The sequence below is a fragment of the Flavobacterium nitrogenifigens genome, assembly GCF_003254565.1.
GTDB classification, from domain to species: Bacteria; Bacteroidota; Bacteroidia; order Flavobacteriales; family Flavobacteriaceae; genus Flavobacterium; species Flavobacterium nitrogenifigens.
Window position 1 is genome coordinate 18,336 of record NZ_QJRI01000157.1, and the last position, 22,253, is coordinate 40,588.

Genomic DNA, 22,253 nt, shown 5'->3' on the forward strand with positions numbered 1-22,253 from the left:
AAAAAACATTGAGTTTCCTAATCCTAATTTTTATCCATTAGGGTCAGAATGCTTTATTGTTAGTTTTTGGTTTTCATTCGAAGAAAAAAATCAATTTAACTATAGCATCATTTTCAAATGAAAAAATTTATAATTGCCCTTATTTTAGGGTTTTCGGGCATGCTTTCTGCTCAAAATTCGGTTTCAGGAACCGTAACCGACAATCAGAATAATCCGTTGCCAGGAGTTTCTGTTTATGCTCCAGAATTACATAAAGGAACCACTACAGACGCTAACGGAAAATACGAATTGAATAATCTTCCAAACGGAAGTCTTCGCATTGCTTTTACTTATGTTGGATATGCCAATCAAAACAAAACAATTGCAAAATTACTGAAGCAAAATACTTTAGATATTACGCTTGAAGAATCTATTTTAGAAATGGATGAAGTAGTAGTTTCAACACCTTTCAACAAACTGCAATCGCAGAACGTAATGAAGATTGAGCATGAAAGCATTAAAACATTACAGCAAAAAGGAACCTCAACTTTGATTGAAGGTTTGGCAACGATTCCGGGAGTTTCTCAGATTTCAACAGGAACTTCTATCGGAAAACCTGTAATTCGAGGATTAAGCGGTAACCGTGTTTTGGTTTATTCTCAAGGTGTTCGTATCGAAAACCAGCAGTTTGGAGACGAGCATGGTTTAGGTTTGAATGATGCTGGAATTGAAAGCGTTGAAGTTATCAAAGGCCCAGCGTCTTTATTATATGGTTCTGATGCTTTGGGAGGTGTTTTATATTTCAATCCTGAAAAATTTGCTGATGCTGGCGATTTTAAAGCTAATTTCAGCCAAAAATATTTTACCAATACGCAAGGAAGCAATTCTTCTATCGGATTAAAAACTTCTACAGATAACTGGAAATTCTTAGCTCGTGGAAGTTACAATACGCATTCTGATTACAAAATTGCTGGTGGAGACCGCGTAACCAATTCTCGTTATAACGAAACTGATTTTAAGACCGGTATCGGTTACAGCAATTCAAGTTTCTCAAGTGTTTTAAGATACAACTACAACAAATTGGACATCGGAATTCCAGAGGATGGAATTGCAGAACAATCGTCAAGCAAAGACACTCAATTTCCGAGACAAGGAATTTTTAATCATTTATTGAGTTTAAACAATGTTATCTTTTTTGAAAACTCAAAATTGGATGTTGATTTAGGATATATTGCTAACGATAGAAGCGAATTTGAAGACAGTAATGAAGCTTCTCTTCACATGAAATTGAACACTTTCAATTATAACGCTAAATATCATTTTCCTAAATTCGGAAAAATTGAAACTATTTTAGGAGTTCAAGGAATGCATCAGACCAACAAAAATTCTGGGGAAGAATATTTGATTCCAGATGCTACAACAAACGATTTTGGAGTTTTCGGAACTGCAAATTACGAATGGGACAATAGCGTTATTCAAGCTGGATTGCGTTTTGACAATCGAAATATCACTTCGATCGCTCACGGAATTGAAGGCGAAGAAGGCTACTTTCAAGCTTTAGATCGATCTTTTGACAGCTTTAATGCTTCATTGGGGTATAAAACCAAATTGGCAGAACCGTTGACGCTTCGTTTGAATGTTGCGACAGGATTTAGAGCTCCGAATTTAGCCGAATTAACTTCAAACGGTGTTCACGAAGGAACAAACCGTTACGAAATTGGAAATGCAAATCTAAAAACAGAACAAAACGTTCAGACCGATTTGAACTTAGAATACAAAAACACGCACTTTGAATTTTTTGTAAACGGATTCTATAATCACGTGAACAATTATATCTACACTTCGCCAACTGGAGAAGTTAGAGATAATAATGATGTTTTTGCTTATGTTCAAGATAATGCACAATTGTATGGTGGAGAAGTTGGCCTACATTTTCACCCTCACCCGTTAGACTGGTTGCATTTTGAAACTAGTTTTGAAACGGTTACAGGTAAAAAAGAAAACAAAGATTATCTGCCTTTGATTCCTGCAAACAACTGGAATAATACGCTTAGAACTGAATTTAACATCAAAAACTGGCTAAGCGAAGGTTTTGCTTCTCTTAATGTTTCTTCAACTTTCAGTCAGGATAATGTAAGCGGTTTCGAAACAGCTTCTAAAGGTTATACTTTGGTGAATTTAGGTTTTGGAGGGACTGTTAAATTAGGAAAAACGGCTTTTGATATTAACTTAAATGGAAACAATTTATTTGATAAAAAATATATTGCACACCTTTCTAGATTAAAAACAGACGGTATTCCGAATATTGGAAGAAATATCGTTTTGGGAGTTAATTTCAACTTATAATTAATTTAATTGCAAAGTACGCTAAGCTTTATTTATTAAGTAACTTTTAAAAGAATCTCGCAAAGACGCAGAGACGCAAAGTTTTAAAAATTCTTTGCGACTTCGCGTCTTTGCGAGATTAAAAACATTACGAACTTTGCGTTAAACATATCTCACAAAAAGTACTATTTTTGTTACAACAGATAAAAACTAACTATGAAAAAAACATTTTTATTAATGGCAATTACAACCGCAGGAATATCATTTGGGCAGGGCAAAATGCAATATCCGCAAACTAAAAAAGGGGAAACTGTTGACGTTTATTTTGATACCAAAGTAAGCGATCCATACCGTTGGTTAGAAGATGATAAATCTGCTGAAACTGGCGCTTGGGTAAAAGCTGAAAACGACGTTACTTATGCTTATTTAAATAAAATTCCTTTTCGTGACGAGCTTAAAAAACGAATGGAGACACTTTGGAACTATGAAAAAATTGGGGCTCCATTCATAGAAGGAAAATTCACTTACTATTCAAAAAACAACGGACTCCAAAATCAATCTGTTGTTTATAGAAAAGATGAAAAAGGGAAAGAAGAAGTTTTCTTAGATCCGAATACTTTTTCTAAAGACGGAACAACTTCGCTTGGCGGTTTAAATTTTTCTAAAGACGGAAACAAAGCTGCTTACTCAATCTCTGAAGGAGGAAGTGATTGGAGAAAAGTTATCATTATTGATGCGCTTTCTAAAAAAGTTTTAGAAGATACTTTGGTTGATGTAAAATTCAGCGGAATTTCTTGGCTTGGAAATGAAGGTTTCTACTACTCTAGTTATGACAAACCAAAAGGAAGTGAATTGTCTGCAAAAACAGATCAGCACAAATTATATTTCCACAAATTGGGAACTTCTCAAAAAGAGGACAAAGTAATTTTTGGTGCCGACCAAAAAAGAAGATATGTAGGCGGTTATGTAACGGAAGACAATCGTTATTTGGTAATTACAGCGGCTAATTCTACTTACGGAAATGAACTGTACATTAAAGATCTAACTAAGCCAAACAGCCCAATTGTTACTATTTTGGATAACTTTAACAGCGATAGTGGCATTATTGAAAACGAAGGCAGCAAACTGTTTATAGAAACCGATCTTAATGCTCCTAATAAACGCGTTGTTACGGTTGATGCTGCAAATCCGAAACCGGAGAATTGGAAAGATTTTATTAAGGAAACTAAAGATATTTTATCACCTTCAACTGGTGCAGGATATTTCTTTGCTAATTATACTAAAGATGCTGTTTCGTTTGTACAGCAATACGATTACAGTGGAAAATTAGTTCGTGAAATTAAACTTCCTGCAGTTGGAACTGCTGGCGGATTTAGTGGTAAAAAAGAAGATAAAATTTTATACTACAGCTTTACCAATTATACAACTCCTGGAAGCATCTATTCTTTGGAACCAAAATCTGGCAAATCTGAAGTTTATCAAAAACCAAAAGTAGATTTCAAAAGTGAAGACTACGAATCAAAACAAGTTTTCTATACTTCAAAAGACGGCACAAAAGTTCCGATGATTATTACCTATAAAAAAGGAACAAAATTAGACGGTAAAAACCCAACAATCCTTTATGGTTACGGCGGATTCAATATTAGCTTAACTCCAAGTTTTAGCATTGCTAATGCAGTTTGGATGGAAAACGGCGGTGTTTATGCAGTTGCTAACTTAAGAGGTGGCGGTGAATACGGAAAAAAATGGCATGACGCAGGAACAAAACAGCAAAAACAAAATGTATTTGATGATTTTATTGCTGCTGCAGAATATTTAATTGCACAAAAATATACTTCATCTGATTATTTGGCTATTCGCGGAGGATCTAACGGAGGTTTATTGGTTGGTGCAACCATGACTCAGCGTCCCAATTTAATGAAAGTGGCTTTACCTGCAGTTGGAGTTATGGATATGCTTCGTTACAATGCTTTTACAGCAGGTGCTGGATGGGCTTTTGATTACGGAACTGCTCAAGACAGCAAAGAAATGTTCGAATACTTAAAAGGATATTCTCCAGTTCACAACGTAAAACAAGGAACTCATTATCCTGCAACAATGGTAACTACTGGAGATCATGACGATCGTGTAGTTCCTGCGCACAGTTTTAAATTTGCTTCTGAGTTACAGGAAAAACAAACAGGAGAAAACCCGGTTTTAATTAGAATTGATGTTAAAGCAGGACATGGCGCAGGAAAATCTGTTGCCGCTACAATTCAAGAGAATGTAGATATCCAAGCTTTCACGCTTTATAATATGGGTTTTAAAGCATTACCAAAGAAGTAATACTTTAAGCTGAAATTTTTTAAGCCACGAATTCACGAATTTTTTTGTGAATTTGTGGCTTTTTATTTTGCCACTAATTACTCTAATTTCCACTAATTTAAATTGAAGAAAATCACATTTATATATTTTTTTGCCACAGATTAAAATGATTTTAATATCTATACGTTTACTTTAGTAATCTGTGAAAATCTTTTTAATCTGTGGCTTTTATTTTTTTTCACGCAGATTCTGCAGATTTAGCAGATAGAATTAAAAAAATCTGCGAGCATCTGCTAAAATTATTTTAAATCTGCGTGAAATTAATTCGCATAATTCGATACAGATTTTTTAAACATTCAGATTAAAACAAATTCGTGAATTCGTGGCTAATTTTCTTTTAAATTTGAGAAACTAAAAACTTAAACAATGGAAATTATAAAATGGGGAATTATTGGCTGTGGGAATGTCACCGAAGTAAAAAGCGGGCCTGCTTTTCAGAAAGCTCCAAACTCGGCTTTAGTGGCAGTAATGCGAAGAGATGCAGCTCTTGCTGAAGATTATGCAAAACGCCACAATGTTCCAAAATGGTATTCTAACGCTGAGGATTTAATAAATGATCCAGAAGTTGATGCTGTTTACATCGCCACTCCTCCATCTTCTCATAAAGAATACACTATTTTATGTGCCAAAGCAGGAAAACCTGTTTATGTAGAAAAGCCAATGGCTTTGACTTTTGAAGAATGCAACGAAATGATCAATGCTTGCAAAGAACATAATGTTCCCTTATTTGTAGCTTATTACAGGAGGGCTTTGCCTCGTTTTTTAAAAATAAAAGAAATTATTGATCAAGGCAAATTAGGAACTATCAGACATGTCAATTGTGTTTTGTACCATCCTTTTGAAGCACGTTACGATGACGAAATCAATCTTCCGTGGACCGTTTTGCCACATATTTCTGGTGGCGGAATTTTTGTCGATTTAGCTTGCCATACTTTAGATTTCCTAGATTTTGTTTTAGGTCCGATAAAATCAGTTCGTGGGCATGCTACTTCTCAGCTAATGGCTTATCCTGCCGAGGATGCTGTTTCCATGTCATTTTTATTTGAAAATGGAATTCATGGATCAGGTATTTGGAATTTTGCAAGTTTTGAACGTTATGACAATACCGAAATTGTAGGTGATAAAGGAAAAATTTCGTTCTCTACTTTTGGAAATGATCCGCTTCATATTCAATACGCAAATGGAGAAAAAGAAACTATTACTATAGAAAATCCATTACATATTCAGCAGCCGTTTATTGAAACTGTTATAACTGAATTATTAGGAAAAGAAGGCGCTTCTCCATCTAAAGGAACTTCTGCGGCTAGAACCACTTGGGTTATTGATCAAGTTTTGAAGGAATTTAGAACTTCGAAATTATAATTATTAAGCAAAATACACTTTTGTCATCCTGACGAAGGAAGGATCACACTTGAAACTCCACAATCTAAATCGTCAATCTTTGACGAGTCACTAGTGCGATCCTTCCTTCGTCAGGATGACAAAAAATGTGTATAAAAAAGAGGATATTCTTTCGAATATCCTCTTTTTGCAAACTATAAACTATAAAAAAAATTGGAAAGATTATAGGCTGTATTTGATACCTAATGTTAATCCTAATCCAGAAATACCAACGTAAGAACTTAACTCGTCCATTGGTTTGTCTTTATTAACTCCATTTGGATTTGTTAAAGCATTATTTGAATTTACATCTAAACCATCTCTATAATTAGTGTGAATTTGAGCTGTAGTTCTAGAAGCTAAGGCATCATTTCCGTTTACAGTAAATTCTGTTGTTTCTTTTGTTTTACCATGTACAGTAAAGTTACGGTACTCTAATTCAGCAAAAGCAGAAAGATGTGAAGTAAGTTTGTAAGTTGTACCCACTGCAGCAGTAAATCCGATAGTTGGGTTTGGTTTTACTTTATCAACACTGTGAACATTTCCAAAAACTGGAGCACCAGTACCTGGATTAACTCCTATTGGAGCAACAGCATCTGTTTTAATTTCTAAATCTCCATGAATTGGAACTAAAACCCCAACTTTAGTATAAGGCTCAAATCCGTTAGATTCACCTAAAAACATCACAATTGCAGGTGCTAAATCAAAAGCTGTAATTTGACCAACTGATTTAAAATTATAAGTCCCTGAAGCTGCAATGTATGGCTGATCAGATGTTGTTTGAGCCATTGTTTTATCATGACTAGTGTAATAATTAACTCCTAATTCAACTCCTATACGAGTTGAAAAACGGTATCCTGCAGTTAGTCCAGTTCTAAAACCTTGTCCGAAAGAACCTGTAATACTTTTTTCAGATACTAATTTTCCTCCTACATAAGTTCTATCCATTGCATCATGCCCTCCAACAGTTGGAAACTCAGTTGAAGCCGTTTGGTTGAAATATGATCCTCCTAATTTGAAATACCAGCTTTCTGGTTTTTCTGCTTTTTCTGTTTGCGCCATTGTGGCCATAGAGCAAACTAATAATCCTAATAAAAATAGGTTCTTTTTCATAATTTTGATTTATTGATTAGTACAAACATAGAATATTTTAACACATTCTTATAGTTTGCAAAGTTAGACTTGGAACGAAAACGTTGTAATTTTGGGCAATATTACTAAAAAAGTATTATGCATGCATATTTTTAACATAAAAATTTAACATCTGTTCAAATTTTAACTGTTAAATTTTTAGTTAAGTTTAAAATTAATCTGCATTTTCTCCAATTCCTGCAATAATTCAGTTGAAATTCTAACCTTCAGACGACGGCTAGGCATCGTTAATTTGGTTACCACTTTTATTTCTTCAACCTCATTCACTTCTTGAATCTTAGTGTCTTCCATCGCGCTGTCTTCATTTTCATTCTCAGCTTCAAAAACAGCATCTTCGGCTTCAAAATCGGCTGGAGTTTCTACCTCAACCAGTTTTTTTATTTTTTCTAATTCCATGATTTCAAAAGTCACAGAATTATCTCCTTTATTTTCATTGAACAAATGACTCAGTTTATGAATAAACTCAGGGTGAAGATCTTTAATATTCAGCAATACAATTAGCTTTTTAGCGAAAGCCTCCAAGATATCCTGCAATTGTCGAATCTCAACAAACTGCATTCTAGGGTCGGATTTCTTACCAGTATCGTGATTTACCCATCCGTCTTTGATCATTATTTTCAAAAAGGCAAAATTGTTCTGAATTAAGAAATGGCGGAATTTCAAATACTCTTCCCCAAAAATTTTAAATTCATAACTTTCATCATAACCTTCTAAGTTGAAAGCTGCCCAACCTTTTCCATTCTTTGCTACACGATGTTGTACGTTATTAATAATTCCGGCAAACATTAGATTTTTCCCGACATATTCATTCATGCTTTTCAGCGCTTCCAAGCGAGAATTACAGAAATATTTCATCTCAAATCTAAAATCATCAAGCGGATGTCCAGAAATATAGATTCCAACAACTTCTTTTTCTTTGGCTAGTTTTTCCATGGTACTCCAGTCTTCACATGGTGGTACAACTGGCTCAGCGATTTGAACTTCACTGGTTTCACCAAATAAACTTACCTGAGATGAGTTTTCATTTTCTTGAAACTTCGATCCGTAACGCATTGCTTTTTCGTAGAATGTAATTCCGTCTCCATCATCGTGGAAATATTGTGCTCTGGTTGTTCCTTCAAATGAATCAAAACCTCCAGCAAGTGCTAAATTTTCAATCGCCTTTTTGTTAGCGGCGCGCAAATCAATTCGCTTCGCCAAATCAAAAATCGATTTGTATCTTCCGTCTTTTCTGTTTTCTACAATAGTTTCAACCGCTCCAGAACCTACTCCTTTAATAGCTCCCATTCCGAAACGAACTGCGTAGTCATCGTTTACGGTAAATTTATAATACGACTCGTTTACATCTGGACCCAAAACTTGTAATCCCATACGTTTACATTCTTCCATGAAGAACGAAACTTGTTTGATGTCGTTCATATTATTCGAAAGTACTGCTGCCATATATTCTGCAGGATAATGGGCTTTCAAATACGCTGTTTGATACGCAATCCAGGCATAACATGTCGAGTGCGATTTGTTGAAGGCGTAACTCGCGAAGGCTTCCCAGTCTTTCCAGATTTTCTCTAGAATTTTGGCGTCGTGACCTTTTGCGGCAGCTTGCTCCACAAATTTCGGCTTCATTTTATCTAGTACATCCTTTTGTTTCTTACCCATCGCTTTACGCAAGACGTCGGCCTCACCCTTTGTAAATCCAGCCAAAGACTGAGACAAAAGCATTACCTGCTCTTGGTAAACAGTAATTCCGTAGGTTTCAGAAAGATATTCCGCACAGGCATCTAAATCGTATTTGATTTCCTCGTCGCCATTTTTTCTTCGAACGAAAGACGGAATATACTCCAAAGGTCCCGGACGATACAATGCGTTCATGGCAATTAAATCTCCAAATACCGTTGGTTTCAGATCTTTCATGTATTTCTGCATTCCAGGCGACTCGTATTGGAAGATTCCAACGGTTTCACCTCTTTGGAAAAGCGCATACGTTTCTTCATCATCAATCGGGAAAGTATCTGGATTCAGTTCAATTCCTGTTCTGTATTTTACCAGTTTTACGGTATCTTTTATTAGCGTAAGGGTCTTCAGACCCAAGAAGTCCATTTTCAGCAATCCGGCACTTTCTGCAACCGAGTTATCAAACTGTGTTACATATAAATCAGAATCTTTTGCAGTTGTTACAGGAACATAATTCGTAATATCAGATGGCGTAATAATTACCCCACAAGCGTGAATTCCCGTGTTACGCATCGATCCTTCAAGAATTTTTGCCTGCTGAATAGTTTCTCCTGCCAAATCATCTTCATTGGCAATCGCGATTAATTCTTTTACATTGTCAAATTCATCAGAACGAAGGGCTTTTTTAACTTCTTCTTCACTTTCAGAAATAAAACGCGCCAGATTCCATTTTGACGGCATCATTCCAGGAATCAATTTCGCAATTCTATCCGCTTCGAACAACGGTAAATCCAGTACACGAGCCGTATCACGAATAGCCGATTTGGTCGCCATTTTACCATACGTGATAATCTGTGCCACCTGTTTTTGACCGTATTTATTGATTACGTATTCCATTACACGTCCACGACCCTCATCATCAAAGTCGATATCAATATCGGGCATCGATACACGGTCAGGATTTAGGAAACGCTCAAAAAGCAAGTCGTATTTAATCGGGTCAATATTGGTAATTCCGAGGCAATAAGCAACGGCTGAACCCGCTGCAGAACCACGACCAGGTCCTACCGAAACGTCCATATTTCTAGCTTCGGCAATGAAATCCTGTACAATCAAGAAATAACCCGGATATCCTGAGTTTGAAATCGTCATTAACTCAAAATCCAAACGTTCTTGAATCGATTCGGTAATTTCGCCATATCTTCTTTTGGCGCCTTCCATTGTAAGATGTCGCAGATAAGCATTTTCTCCGCGAACACCATTGTCTTTTTCATCTTCAGGATCAACAAATTCATCTGGAATTTCAAATTTCGGAAGCAATACATCACGATAAAGTGAATATCCTTCAACCTTATCAATGATTTCCTGAATGTTGATAATGGCTTCTGGCAAATCAGCAAAGAGTTTTTTCATCTCGTCTTGTGACTTGAAGTAGTATTCCTGATTTGGAAGTCCGTAGCGATAGCCACGTCCACGACCAATTGGTGTTGCCTGCTTTTCACCATCTTTTACACAAAGTAAAATATCGTGCGCATTGGCATCTTCTTTGTTTAAATAATAGGTATTGTTAGTCGCAATTAACTTTACATCGTGTTTTTTAGCAAACTCAATCAGGGTTTTGTTGACACGATTTTCGTCTTCCTGATTGTGGCGCATTACTTCCAGATAGAAATCTTCACCAAACTGTTCCTTCCACCAAATCAATGCTTCCTCTGCTTGGTTTTCACCAATGTTCAAGATTTTACTCGGAATCTCTCCGTATAAATTCCCAGACAAAACCATGATATCACCTTTGTATTGCTCGACAATCTTTCGGTCAATCCTTGGAACATAATAAAATCCATCAGTATACGCAATCGAAGCCATTTTAGCCAAATTGTGATAACCTGCTTTATTTTTAGCCATCAAAACAACTTGGTAGCCGTTGTCTTTTTTGCTTTTATCTAAATGATTTTCACAGATATTAAATTCACAACCTACAATTGGTTTTACTTCGGTTTCTGTTGGCTCTTCACCAGCTTCGACCAAAGCTTTATTTTTTCCAGAAGCCGCTTTATTGTGATTCATAACGGCGCTCACAAAATGGAAAGCTCCCATCATGTTTCCAGTATCAGTCATAGCAACGGCTGGCATTCCGTTTTTAGCAGCAGCTGCCACAATATTTCCAACACCAATAGTCGATTGAAGTACCGAAAACTGTGTATGATTGTGTAAATGTGCAAATTTTGCCGCTTTAAAATCGGCTTTGTCTTCTTCTGAAACAACATTTTGGGTGTCTTCTCCAGCTAAAGCTTTAAGCTGTTCTCTGATTTTATCAGAAGCCGCTTTTAAATTGATGTGTTTTAAACCAATAAGCTTAAATGGCTCTGGATTTCTTTCCTGAAAATCTTTGAAGTATTCTTTCGGAACGTCAAGTTCTTCTTTAGTAAAAACTTCTCTTCTAACCAATTCCAAGAAACAACGTGTAGTTGCCTCAACGTCGGCAGTTGCGTTGTGCGCTTCCGCGAAAGGCTGGTCGAAAAGATAGCTGTGTAATTCGGTCAAAGTCGGAAGTTTGAATTTTCCTCCACGACCTCCAGGAAGCTGTAATAATGAAGCAGTAACTTCGGTACAAGTATCCAAAACTGGAATCGAAGCCATAGTAGAATCTACTCCCATTCTATGGAATTCGGCTCCCATAATATTAACGTCGAAACCTAAATTCTGACCAACAATATATTTGGTTTTGCCTAAAGCGATATTAAATTTCTCTAAAACTTCGGCCAAAGTGATTCCATCGGCTTCAGCCAATTCAGTCGAGATTCCGTGAATACGTTCAGCATCATACGGAATGTTAAATCCTTCTGGTTTTACCAAATAATCCTGATGTTCGACAAGCTGTCCCATTTCGTCATGAAGCTGCCACGCAATTTGTATACAGCGAGGCCAGTTATCAGAATCGGTTATCGGGGCATCCCAGCGTTTTGGTAATCCGGTTGTTTCGGTATCGAATATTAAATACATAGAATTTTAAAAAGTCAAGTTTTAAAGCTCCAAATTTCATATCTTTCACATTGTAAACCATTGACAACATGAAACATAATAAAATGAGAAATGAAAAATCGGAGGAATTCAAATTTACGCTTTTTTTAGAGAAATAAAGAAGCTAAAGTTGTTAACAAAAACGTTAATTAAAACTCCATGAATTCGATTCGTAAAAAAATTAAACACATAGAAACATAGATTCAAGTTTTCTAAAAAGATAATTAAAAAAATCTAGATTTTTACACATAGCTATGTGTTTTTAAAATAAGTGAAACGCCTTTGTAGACGAAGAAAAACCATGTTTCTATGTGTTTAAAACAATTAAACTCAAAACTTTTTAATCCAAAAACTCTAATTATTCATTTTGGATACTCATTGCACCAAAATGAACACTTTTAAACTGCAGTGTATTCTGAACTTTGCTTCATCAAATTATAACAATTAAAAAGAATAATAATTATGAAAACAATTTTTATCACAGGCGCATCATCAGGTTTAGGAAAAGCAACAGCAAAATTATTCCACGATCAAGGATGGAATGTAATTGCAACAATGAGAAATCCCGAAAAAGAAACTGAGCTTTCTCAATTAAAAAACATAACCCTTTTGCCTTTAGACGTTACCAATTATGATCAAATCCAAGCTACAGTTCAAAAAGCGCTTGAAATTAGTGACATTGATATCGTTTTTAACAATGCTGGTTATGGATTAATTGGCCCTTTAGAAAGTCTTTCCGATTCTCAAATCACCAAACAATTGGACACTAATTTATTAGGAGTAATTCGCGTTACAAATGCATTTATTCCATATTTCAGAGAAAGAAAAACCGGCTCATTTATTTCAACAACTTCCATTGGCGGATTGATCTCTTTCCCTTTAGGATCAATCTATCACGCAACAAAATGGGGACTGGAAGGCTGGAGCGAAAGTATGGCTTACGAATTAAATCCGTTTGGAATAAACATTAAAACCGTTTCTCCTGGAGCAATTAAAACAGAGTTCCTTCACGGTTCGCTTGATACAAGCACTTTGCCAGAGTATGAAACAATGACCAATAAAATGTTTGGAAACGTTGACACCATGTTTGAAATGGCCTCAACTCCTGAGCAAATTGCCAATGTTGTTTACGAAGCTGCTACGGATGGAAAAAACCAATTAAGATACGTTGCCGGTGAAGATGCAAAAGCACTTTACAAACAAAGACTAGAAGTTGGGGACGAAGTTTTTCGTTCTGAATTTGGTAAACAATTTTTTGGGGAATAATTCATTTCAAACTAATACCGTTCAGGTTTCAAGAAGCCGAACGGTATTAGTCTTTTAAATTTTCATACTTTTATATCATGGAAAAGAAAAACAATAATCCAGCAAAAATCTCTTCTATTTCACAGTTTCATAACCTGCTTCGACTACCAAAACCACTTCATCCGATGGTGAGTTTGGTAGACAATACGCAGTTGGTTATCAACGAAGATTTAGCGAATCACGCCTTTTTGCTTGATTTTTATAAGATCTCTTATAAATTTTCTACCAAAGGAAAAATGGGCTACGGTCAAGGCTATTATGATTTCAATGAAGGCGGACTCATGTTTGCTTCCCCAACTCAGTTAATTTTTACTGAAAACGAAGAAGGCGTTGAATATGGCGGTTATACACTTTTATTTCATCCAGATTTTATTCGAAATTATCCTTTAGGAAAAAGCATCAAAAAATATGGCTTCTTTTCTTATGACACCAATGAAGCGTTGCATCTTTCTGATAGTGAAAAAACAATTATTATCGGATTATTACAAAGTATCGACAATGAACTCAAAACCGCAATTGACGAAATGAGTCAGGATGTAATTGTTTCTTATATCGATGTTTTGCTGAACTACAGCAATCGTTTTTACAAGCGCCAATTCATTACCAGAAAAACCATCAGTAACGATTTATTATTAAAAGTCGAAGAAACTCTGGATAACTATATCAGTAATTCAGAAACCTTAAAAAGAGGATTGCCAACAGTAGAATTTCTAGCTTCGCAGATTAACGTTTCAAGTCATTATCTCAGTGATATGCTTCGTAATTTAACTGGATTAAATGCGCAACAGCATATTCATTCGAAATTAATAGAAAAATCAAAAGATTTCCTGATTACTACTAATCTTTCAGTAGCTGAAATTGCTTATCAATTAGGTTTTGAATATCCGCAATCATTTAGTAAATTATTCAAAAAGAAAACCAATCTTACTCCATTAGAATTTAAAAATTCATTGAACTAATTTTTAAAAATACTACTCTCAAAAAATCAATTTCTGTCTCAAAAAATCATAAAATTTCATAAAAATACACTTCTTGGATGTCGTAGTATTTTGATATTTTATTGAATCTAAATAATACCCGAAAAACACCTTAAAAAGCTTTAAAAAACCCAAAAAGCACACTTTTTGCGAAGAAATCAAAACTAACAATTATTACTATTTTTATTCATTTTGTTAGATTTTTTCAAACAAATTCTTATATTTTATATTGATTTTGAGATAAATTTGCAAACTATTAAAACAAAAAACAATCGGGTAAAATTAAAGCCAAAAAAGAAAAGCTAAATCTGTTTCGTAATCATTTTTCTTTCAAATTTTAGTCTACAAAAGCCATTTGGCAATTTGTAAATTAGTTTGGGTATCGTATATAATGAAATATTGAAATTGACGCTTTTTTATCTTTTTTTACTTTTGTTTTGCTATTATAATGAACAGGAAATTGCTGTGGTTATAGAAATTACAATTAAAAAAAATAAAAAATGAGTAAGACATTATTTGACAAAGTATGGGATTCACATGTTGTGCGTAAAATTGAAGATGGACCAGATGTGTTTTTTATTGACCGCCATTTCATTCATGAAGTTACGAGTCCTGTTGCTTTTTTAGGATTAAAATCAAGAGGCGTTAACGTATTATATCCGGAACGTACTTTTGCAACTGCCGACCACAATACACCAACCATAAACCAACATTTACCAGTTCAAGATCCGCTTTCTGCAAACCAGCTTAAAGCTCTTGAAGACAATGCAAACGAATACGGAATTTCGCACTGGGGATTAGGGCACCAAAAAAATGGAATTGTACACGTAGTAGGTCCTGAAAACGGAATTACTTTGCCAGGTGCTACTATTGTATGTGGAGATTCGCATACGTCTACTCACGGTGCCTTTGGAGCTATCGCTTTTGGTATCGGAACATCTGAGGTTGAAATGGTGCTTTCTACTCAATGTATTATGCAGCCTAAACCAAAGAAAATGCGTATTAACGTAAACGGACAACTAAGTAAAGGAGTTGGACCAAAAGACGTTGCGCTTTATATTATTGCTCAGTTAACTACTTCTGGAGGAACAGGATATTTTGTTGAATATGCTGGTGATGTTTTTGAAAACATGACTATGGAAGGCCGTATGACAGTTTGTAACCTAAGTATCGAAATGGGTGCTCGTGGAGGAATGATCGCTCCTGACCAAACAACTTTCGATTTCCTTGAAGGAAGACTTTACGCTCCAAAAGGCGAAGCTTGGACAAAAGCTGTTGAATACTGGAAAACTCTTAAAACTGATGCTGATGCTGTATTTGATGCTGAATTAAACATTAAAGCGGAAGACATCGAACCAATGATTACTTATGGTACAAACCCTGGAATGGGAATTGGTATCACAAAACATATTCCGAATGCTAAAGAAGTTGAAGGTGGTGAGGAAACTTACAAAAAGTCTTTAGCTTATATGGGCTTCAACGAAGATGACGTAATGATTGGAAAACAAATCGACTACGTTTTCTTAGGAAGCTGTACAAACGGTCGTATTGAAGATTTTAGAGCTTTTGCTGAAATTGTAAAAGGAAGAAAAAAAGCAGATAATGTTACGGCTTGGTTAGTTCCGGGTTCTCACGTTGTTGAAGCTCAAATTAAGGAAGAAGGAATTTTAGATATTTTGACTGAAGCTGGTTTCGTATTACGTCAGCCAGGTTGTTCTGCTTGTTTAGCAATGAACGATGATAAAGTTCCTGCTGGAAAATATGCAGTTAGTACTTCAAACAGAAACTTTGAAGGCCGTCAAGGTCCTGGTTCTAGAACGCTTTTAGCAAGTCCAATTATGGCTGCTGCAGCTGCAGTGACAGGAAAATTGACAGATCCGAGAGAATTATTCTAATTCTCGCTGTAAGCTTTAAGCAATAAGCTTTAAGCAAAAAACACAATACATAATACAACCCTGTAGGAAAAGCCTAAAGCTTACAGCCTACAGCCTAAAGAAAAAGAAAAAAATGGCATACGATAAATTTAATATACTTACAAGCAGCGGTGTACCGTTGCCAATTGAGAACGTAGATACAGATCAAATCATCCCAGCTCGTTTCTTGAAAGCTACAAAACGTGAAGGTTTTGGAGACAATCTTTTTAGAGACTGGAGATACAACGGAGATGATACTCCAAAATCAGATTTCGTTTTAAACAACCCAACTTACAGTGGAAAAATCTTGGTTGGAGGAAAAAACTTCGGTTCAGGATCTTCTAGAGAGCACGCTGCTTGGGCAGTTTATGATTACGGATTCCGCGCTGTAGTTTCTAGTTTCTTTGCAGATATCTTCAAAGGAAACTGTTTAAATATTGGTGTTTTGCCAGTACAAATCAGTCCAGAATTTTTAGCTAATATTTTCAAAGCTATTGAAGCTGATCCAAAAACAGAATTAGAAATCAATCTTCCTGACCAAACTATTACTTTATTGTCAACTGGCGAGCAAGAATCTTTTGCTATCAACGGATACAAAAAGAATAATATGATTAATGGTTTTGACGACATTGATTATTTACAAGATATGAAGGAAGATATTAAAGCTTTCGCTGATAAACTTCCGTACTAATAGAAATATCATTCAGTCTATTAGACCCGGCAGGCTTCAAAAACCAGTCGGGTCTTTCTAGAATATAGAACGCGGATAAAACAGATTTGCTATCGCAAAGACGCGGAAAAAAAACAGATTTTTATTTTTTACTAAAATTAAAATCCGCGTTAATCTGCGTCTTTGCGATAGCAAATCCGTAAAATCTGCGTCAAATTACATCAGAAATATAGAATATCAATATGGAAAAAAGAAAAATTGAAATAATGGATACGACGCTTCGTGATGGTGAACAAACCTCCGGAGTTTCATTTTCTGCTGCAGAAAAACTGACCATTGCACAATTGTTGTTGGAGGAATTAAATATTGATAGAATCGAAATTGCTTCTGCACGCGTGAGCGAAGGAGAATTTCAGGCTGTAAAAGGCATTACTTCATGGGCTGAAGAAAAAGGATACATTAACAGAATTGAAGTTCTTACGTTTGTTGACGGAGGTGTTTCAATCGATTGGATGAAAAAAGCGGGTGCCAAAGTGCAGAATTTATTGACCAAAGGCTCAATGAATCACTTAACGCACCAGTTAAAAAAAACTCCAGAACAGCATTTTTCTGAAATCGCTCAAATCATTGCTTTAGCCAAAGAAAATAATATTGAAACCAATGTTTATCTGGAAGACTGGAGCAACGGAATGCGAAATTCTCCTGAATATGTGTTCCAATTTCTGGATTTCTTAGCAACACAGCCAATTAAAAGAGTTTTACTTCCTGATACTTTAGGCGTTTTAATTCCGTCTTTAACTTTTGAATTCATTTCGAAAATTAGAGCAAAATACCCAAACATTCATTTTGATTTCCACGCTCATAACGATTACGATTTAAGCGTTGCCAACGTTATGGAAGCGATAAAAGCCGGAATCAACGGACTTCACGTAACGGTAAACGGAATGGGAGAACGTGCTGGAAATGCGCCACTTGAAAGTACTGTTGCTGTTATCAATGATTATCTGCCAGAAGTAAATATTGGCATTAAAGAAACTTCGTTGTATTCTGTAAGTAAGCTGGTTGAAACTTTTACAGGTTATAGAATTCCTGCAAACAAACCAATTGTAGGTGATAACGTTTTTACTCAAACTGCCGGAATTCACGCCGACGGAGACAACAAAAACAATCTTTATTTTAATGATCTTCTTCCAGAACGTTTTGGAAGGAAACGTAAATATGCTCTAGGAAAAACTTCTGGAAAAGCCAATATCGAAAAAAATCTTCAGGAATTAGGTTTAAAACTAAATAACGAAGATTTGAAATTGGTTACCCAAAGAATTATCGAATTGGGCGACAAAAAAGAAACCGTAACTAAAGAAGACCTTCCGTATATCATTTCAGATGTTTTGGACAGTCATACTTACGAAGAAAAAATTACTATAAATTCTTATATGCTGGTTCATTCTAAAGGAATGCGCCCATCTACGACTTTATCTTTAAATTTAAACGGAGAAATAATCGAAGAAAATGCACAGGGAGACGGTCAATTTGATGCTTTTATGAATGCCTTATCTAAAATTTACAAAAGCAAAAAACTTACACTTCCAAAATTGATTGATTATGCCGTGAGAATCCCACCAGGAAGTAGTTCTGACGCGTTGTGCGAAACCATTATTACATGGGTCAACAACGGAAAAGAATTCAAAACCCGTGGATTAGACTCAGATCAAACTGTTGCAGCGATTATTGCAACGCAGAAAATGCTAAATATAATTACTTAAGGTGCTAAGAGACTAAGGTTCTGAGGTTCTAAGATTTTTCTTTAACCTTAGAACCTTAGCAACTCAGAACCTTAGAGCCTTTTAAAAAAACTAAGCCACTAAGAAGAAAAACTTAGAGCCTTAGCAACTCAGAACCTTAGAACCTTTTAAAAAATATAGAATGAAATTAAACATAGCCCTTTTAGCCGGCGACGGAATCGGACCAGAAGTAATAAATGAAGCAGTAAAAGTATCAGATGCTGTTGCACAAAAATATGGACATGAAATAACTTGGAAACCAGCATTAACTGGAGCAGCTGCAATTGATGCAGTAGGAGAACCATATCCAGATTCAACACATGAAGTTTGCAAAAATGCTGATGCCGTTCTTTTTGGAGCAATCGGACACCCTAAATACGATAACGATCCTTCTGCACCAGTACGTCCGGAGCAAGGTTTGTTAAAAATGCGTAAAGCTTTAGGTTTGTTTGCAAACGTAAGGCCAACTTTTACATTCCCTTCTTTATTAGATAAATCTCCATTAAAAAGAGAAAGAATCGAAGGAACTGATTTGGTTTTCTTAAGAGAATTAACTGGCGGAATTTACTTTGGTGAAAAAGGAAGAAAAGACAACGGAGATACTGCTTATGACAACTGCGTTTACACGCGTGCAGAAGTACAGCGTTTAGCTAAAAAAGGTTTCGAACTAGCTATGACTCGTTCTAAAAAATTATGCTGCGTTGATAAAGCAAACGTTTTGGAAACTTCACGTTTGTGGAGAGAAACGGTTCAAACAATGGAAAAAGACTATCCAGAAGTTGAAGTTAGCTACGAATTTGTTGACGCTGTAGCAATGCGTTTGGTTCAATGGCCAAATTCTTATGACGTATTAATTACGGAGAACTTATTTGGAGATATCTTAACAGATGAAGCTTCTGTAATTTCTGGCTCAATGGGATTAATGCCTTCTGCTTCTATGGGAGCTGAAGTATCTTTATTTGAACCTATTCACGGTTCTTATCCACAAGCTACAGGACTAAACATTGCAAACCCAATGGCTACTATTTTATCTGCTGCTATGATGTTCGAAAACTTCGGATTGATGGAAGAAGGAAAAGCGATGAGAGATGCTGTAAACAAAGCTTTAGAAGCTGGAGTAGTTACTGAAGATTTAGCTAATGGCGGGAAAGCATACGGCACTAAAGAAGTTGGTGACTGGTTAGCTGCGAATGTATAATTAAAGAAACCGTAGAGACGCACTGCAGTGCGTCTTCTCGTTATATTAGACGCACTGCAGTGCGTCTCTACAAAAAACAACAAAAAAAAGGGATCAACTTTCGTTGATCCCTTTTATATTTTAGAAAAAAAACATTAATATTCTCTTCTGTTTCCGCGATCTCCGCCACGGTTGTTTCCGTAACCTCCACGATCGTTTCCTCCGCGGTTGTTATTAAAACTTCTTCTTTCGCCCTCTGGTTTTGGCTCAGATTTATTTACAACGATTGTACGACCTGAAACAACAGCACCATTCAATTCATCGATAGCTTTCTGAGCTTCGCTATCATTTGGCATTTCAACAAAACCAAAGCCTTTACTTCTTCCAGTAAATTTATCAGTAATAATTTTAACAGAGTCAACTGTTCCATAAGCCTCAAAAGACTCTCTTAAATCTGCTTCCTCAATACTGAATGGAAGGCTTCCAACGAAAATATTCATAGAGATTTATTTAAATAAAAAACAAATGTAGTCTTATTTATATCTAATCCACTATATTATCCATTTATTTAAGTTTTTATTCTGATTTGAAGTAATCTAAACAGTTAACTTAATTGTTAACAGGAACAAAGTCTCCTCCTGATGTCACTGGAATTTTATAAAAAACCCCCTCCGAAAAATGCATTGTTTGCTTTTCGGCATCAGAACTAGTATTAACTGCTGTAAATTTAAAAGTTCCAGAAATGGTATTATCAACTGTATTATACTCTGTAACAACAATTTCTCCATTTCCTATATCTGTACCAGTGCTAAATTCTGCTTCCTGTCCTTTATATGTGTTTTTATAAACGGCTTTTGTATTATTATTTATTCCTAAGACATATGTTTTCTCCTCCGGTTCAAGAATCTGAAATTTTATCTTTTCGTAACCTAAAGAACCTTCAATAGTAAAAAAGCCACTCGATTCTGTTCCAGCTCCATAAACTTGTGCTCTCCAAAAAGCATTATCTTTTAAAGTCTGAAAAGCTGGATTATTAAATCTTACATCCTCTGTACAAGATACAAGCAGCAGTAAAAATGATAAAAAGTAAAAGTATTTTTTCATATTTAAAATGAATTTGATGCAAAAGTATCGCATTAAGAGCTAAATACTAAAATTAAAAAGTCAAAAAAATGCTAAAAAAACGACTCAGATATATTTAATGCTTTTTAAAACGCGTTTTTCATAAAAAAATTATATCTTTGCGCCCTTAATTAACAGAGGTCGAGTACCTCAAAATTTAATCACTAGATTATGTCAGTAAAAATTAGATTACAAAGACACGGTAAAAAAGGAAAACCTTTTTACTGGGTAGTAGCTGCAGATGCACGCTCAAAAAGAGATGGTAGATACTTAGAGAAAATCGGTACTTACAATCCAAACACTAACCCAGCAACTGTTGAGTTAAACCTTGACAGCGCAGTTAAATGGTTACACAATGGTGCTCAACCAACTGATACTGCTAGAGCTATCCTTTCTTACAAAGGTGCTTTATTGAAACACCACCTTGATGGAGGAGTTCGTAAAGGTGCTTTAACACAAGAGCAAGCTGATGCTAAATTAACTGCTTGGTTAGAAGCTAAAGCTGGAAAAGTTGATGCTAAAAAAGATGGTTTATCTAAAGCTAAAGCTGATGCTAAAGCTACAGCATTAAAAGCAGAGAAAGAAGTTAACGCTAAGCGTATCGCTGATGCTGCTGCTGCACAAGCTGAAGCTGTTGCTGCTGCACAAGCTGCTGAGGCTACTGAAGAAGTTGCTGAAGCTACTGAAGAAGCTCCTGCTGCTGAAGAGAATAACGAAACAACTGAAGCATAATTTTTACTTGGCGATAATGCGTAAAGAAGATTGTTTTTATTTAGGTAAAATCGCTAAAAAATTTAGTTTCAAGGGTGAAGTCTTAGTCTATCTAGACACGGATGAACCTGAGTTATACGAAAATCTGGAATCAGTGTTTGTTGAAAGCAACAAACACTTGGTTCCTTTTTTTATTGAAACTAGCTCATTACACAAAAACGACTTTTTGAGAGTTCGTTTTGAAGATGTAAATACAGAAGAAGATGCAGATGCCTTAGTCGGCAGCCCTATTTATCTTCCTTTAACCATGTTGCCAAAACTTACTGGCAACAAATTCTACTTCCACGAAGTTATTGGTTTCGAAATTGAAGACAAACGTTTAGGTGTTTTCGGAAAAATAACTTCTATAAATGATTCTACTGCACAGCCTCTTTTTGAAGTTTTAAATGGTGAAGTTGAAATCTTAGTTCCAATGATCGATCAATTTCTTGTAAAAATCGATCGCGAGAACAAAAAAGTCATCATGGATCTTCCTGAAGGTCTTATTGAGATGTACTTGTAATTAAGAAATTCCAAATTTTTAAATTCCAAATTTTTAAATTCCAAATTTTTAAATTCCAAATTTTTAAATTCCAAATTTCAAACCTTAAATTAGGTTAAATCACAAATTTTTAAATCACAAATTCCAAACTGAAATATTATTTT

General features: G+C 35.4%; 15 protein-coding genes. 11 read left to right on the top strand and 4 right to left on the bottom strand.

Annotated elements, in window-relative coordinates:
• Nucleotides 1-117: 117 nt before the first annotated feature.
• From DM397_RS02500 to DM397_RS02510, 3 genes are all read left to right on the top strand, one after another.
• Nucleotides 118-2,325, top strand: a complete 2,208-nt coding sequence (locus DM397_RS02500; protein WP_111376043.1) for a TonB-dependent receptor — start codon at nt 118-120, stop codon at nt 2,323-2,325.
• 195 nt (nt 2,326-2,520) lie between these two features.
• Nucleotides 2,521-4,629, top strand: a complete 2,109-nt coding sequence (locus DM397_RS02505) for a prolyl oligopeptidase family serine peptidase (RefSeq protein ID WP_111376044.1) — start codon at nt 2,521-2,523, stop codon at nt 4,627-4,629.
• 405 nt (nt 4,630-5,034) lie between these two features.
• Nucleotides 5,035-6,030, top strand: coding sequence for a Gfo/Idh/MocA family protein (locus DM397_RS02510; protein ID WP_111376045.1), 996 nt, complete (start codon nt 5,035-5,037; stop codon nt 6,028-6,030).
• Nucleotides 6,031-6,231: 201 nt separating this feature from the next.
• Here the strand turns inward: DM397_RS02510 and DM397_RS02515 are convergent, their stop codons facing one another.
• Nucleotides 6,232-7,161 carry an outer membrane beta-barrel protein gene (locus DM397_RS02515; protein ID WP_111376046.1) on the bottom strand — a complete coding sequence of 310 codons (930 nt, stop codon included), beginning with the start codon at nt 7,159-7,161 and terminating at the stop codon, nt 6,232-6,234.
• A gap of 177 nt (nt 7,162-7,338) precedes the next feature.
• Nucleotides 7,339-11,874 carry a DNA polymerase III subunit alpha gene (gene dnaE, locus DM397_RS02520; protein WP_111376047.1) on the bottom strand — a complete coding sequence of 1,512 codons (4,536 nt, stop codon included), beginning with the start codon at nt 11,872-11,874 and terminating at the stop codon, nt 7,339-7,341.
• A gap of 480 nt (nt 11,875-12,354) precedes the next feature.
• Here dnaE and DM397_RS02525 point away from each other — a divergent pair, with 480 nt between their 5' ends.
• The 6 genes from DM397_RS02525 (at nt 12,355) to leuB (ending at nt 19,736) form a co-directional block, all read left to right on the top strand.
• Nucleotides 12,355-13,158, top strand: a complete 804-nt coding sequence (locus DM397_RS02525; RefSeq protein ID WP_111376048.1) for an SDR family oxidoreductase — start codon at nt 12,355-12,357, stop codon at nt 13,156-13,158.
• A 77-nt stretch (nt 13,159-13,235) separates the two neighbouring features.
• Nucleotides 13,236-14,156 (top strand): helix-turn-helix domain-containing protein, encoded by a 921-nt coding sequence (locus tag DM397_RS02530; RefSeq protein WP_111376049.1) that lies wholly within the window; start codon nt 13,236-13,238, stop codon nt 14,154-14,156.
• Between the two features lie 518 nt (nt 14,157-14,674).
• Nucleotides 14,675-16,069 (top strand): 3-isopropylmalate dehydratase large subunit, encoded by a 1,395-nt coding sequence (gene leuC, locus DM397_RS02535; protein ID WP_111376050.1) that lies wholly within the window; start codon nt 14,675-14,677, stop codon nt 16,067-16,069.
• Between the two features lie 112 nt (nt 16,070-16,181).
• Nucleotides 16,182-16,778 carry a 3-isopropylmalate dehydratase small subunit gene (leuD, locus tag DM397_RS02540; protein WP_111376051.1) on the top strand — a complete coding sequence of 199 codons (597 nt, stop codon included), beginning with the start codon at nt 16,182-16,184 and terminating at the stop codon, nt 16,776-16,778.
• A gap of 221 nt (nt 16,779-16,999) precedes the next feature.
• Nucleotides 17,000-18,520 carry an alpha-isopropylmalate synthase regulatory domain-containing protein gene (locus DM397_RS02545; RefSeq protein ID WP_111376052.1) on the top strand — a complete coding sequence of 507 codons (1,521 nt, stop codon included), beginning with the start codon at nt 17,000-17,002 and terminating at the stop codon, nt 18,518-18,520.
• A gap of 160 nt (nt 18,521-18,680) precedes the next feature.
• Nucleotides 18,681-19,736, top strand: coding sequence for a 3-isopropylmalate dehydrogenase (leuB, locus tag DM397_RS02550; protein ID WP_111376053.1), 1,056 nt, complete (start codon nt 18,681-18,683; stop codon nt 19,734-19,736).
• A gap of 134 nt (nt 19,737-19,870) precedes the next feature.
• Here the strand turns inward: leuB and DM397_RS02555 are convergent, their stop codons facing one another.
• Together DM397_RS02555 and DM397_RS02560 are read right to left on the bottom strand one after the other, a co-directional pair.
• On the bottom strand, nt 19,871-20,215 hold the full coding sequence (locus DM397_RS02555; protein ID WP_012023384.1) for an RNA recognition motif domain-containing protein: 345 nt from the start codon (nt 20,213-20,215) through the stop codon (nt 19,871-19,873).
• A gap of 109 nt (nt 20,216-20,324) precedes the next feature.
• A complete protein-coding gene (locus tag DM397_RS02560; RefSeq protein WP_111376054.1) occupies nt 20,325-20,819 on the bottom strand; it encodes a DUF6252 family protein in 495 nt (164 codons plus the stop codon).
• A gap of 189 nt (nt 20,820-21,008) precedes the next feature.
• Here DM397_RS02560 and DM397_RS02565 point away from each other — a divergent pair, with 189 nt between their 5' ends.
• Together DM397_RS02565 and rimM are read left to right on the top strand one after the other, a co-directional pair.
• Nucleotides 21,009-21,569, top strand: a complete 561-nt coding sequence (locus DM397_RS02565; RefSeq protein ID WP_111376055.1) for a 30S ribosomal protein S16 — start codon at nt 21,009-21,011, stop codon at nt 21,567-21,569.
• Between the two features lie 16 nt (nt 21,570-21,585).
• Nucleotides 21,586-22,110: a ribosome maturation factor RimM gene (gene rimM, locus DM397_RS02570; RefSeq protein WP_008466225.1), complete on the top strand. Its 525-nt coding sequence runs from the start codon at nt 21,586-21,588 to the stop codon at nt 22,108-22,110.
• Nucleotides 22,111-22,253: the final 143 nt, after the last annotated feature.

Coding starts and splice junctions, on each gene's coding strand:
- DM397_RS02500 (WP_111376043.1), top strand. CDS start 118: ATGAAAAAATTTATAATTGCCCTTATTTTAGGGTTTTCGGGCATGCTT.
- DM397_RS02505 (WP_111376044.1), top strand. CDS start 2,521: ATGAAAAAAACATTTTTATTAATGGCAATTACAACCGCAGGAATATCA.
- DM397_RS02510 (WP_111376045.1), top strand. CDS start 5,035: ATGGAAATTATAAAATGGGGAATTATTGGCTGTGGGAATGTCACCGAA.
- DM397_RS02515 (WP_111376046.1), bottom strand. CDS start 7,161: ATGAAAAAGAACCTATTTTTATTAGGATTATTAGTTTGCTCTATGGCC.
- dnaE (WP_111376047.1), bottom strand. CDS start 11,874: ATGTATTTAATATTCGATACCGAAACAACCGGATTACCAAAACGCTGG.
- DM397_RS02525 (WP_111376048.1), top strand. CDS start 12,355: ATGAAAACAATTTTTATCACAGGCGCATCATCAGGTTTAGGAAAAGCA.
- DM397_RS02530 (WP_111376049.1), top strand. CDS start 13,236: ATGGAAAAGAAAAACAATAATCCAGCAAAAATCTCTTCTATTTCACAG.
- leuC (WP_111376050.1), top strand. CDS start 14,675: ATGAGTAAGACATTATTTGACAAAGTATGGGATTCACATGTTGTGCGT.
- leuD (WP_111376051.1), top strand. CDS start 16,182: ATGGCATACGATAAATTTAATATACTTACAAGCAGCGGTGTACCGTTG.
- DM397_RS02545 (WP_111376052.1), top strand. CDS start 17,000: ATGGAAAAAAGAAAAATTGAAATAATGGATACGACGCTTCGTGATGGT.
- leuB (WP_111376053.1), top strand. CDS start 18,681: ATGAAATTAAACATAGCCCTTTTAGCCGGCGACGGAATCGGACCAGAA.
- DM397_RS02555 (WP_012023384.1), bottom strand. CDS start 20,215: ATGAATATTTTCGTTGGAAGCCTTCCATTCAGTATTGAGGAAGCAGAT.
- DM397_RS02560 (WP_111376054.1), bottom strand. CDS start 20,819: ATGAAAAAATACTTTTACTTTTTATCATTTTTACTGCTGCTTGTATCT.
- DM397_RS02565 (WP_111376055.1), top strand. CDS start 21,009: ATGTCAGTAAAAATTAGATTACAAAGACACGGTAAAAAAGGAAAACCT.
- rimM (WP_008466225.1), top strand. CDS start 21,586: ATGCGTAAAGAAGATTGTTTTTATTTAGGTAAAATCGCTAAAAAATTT.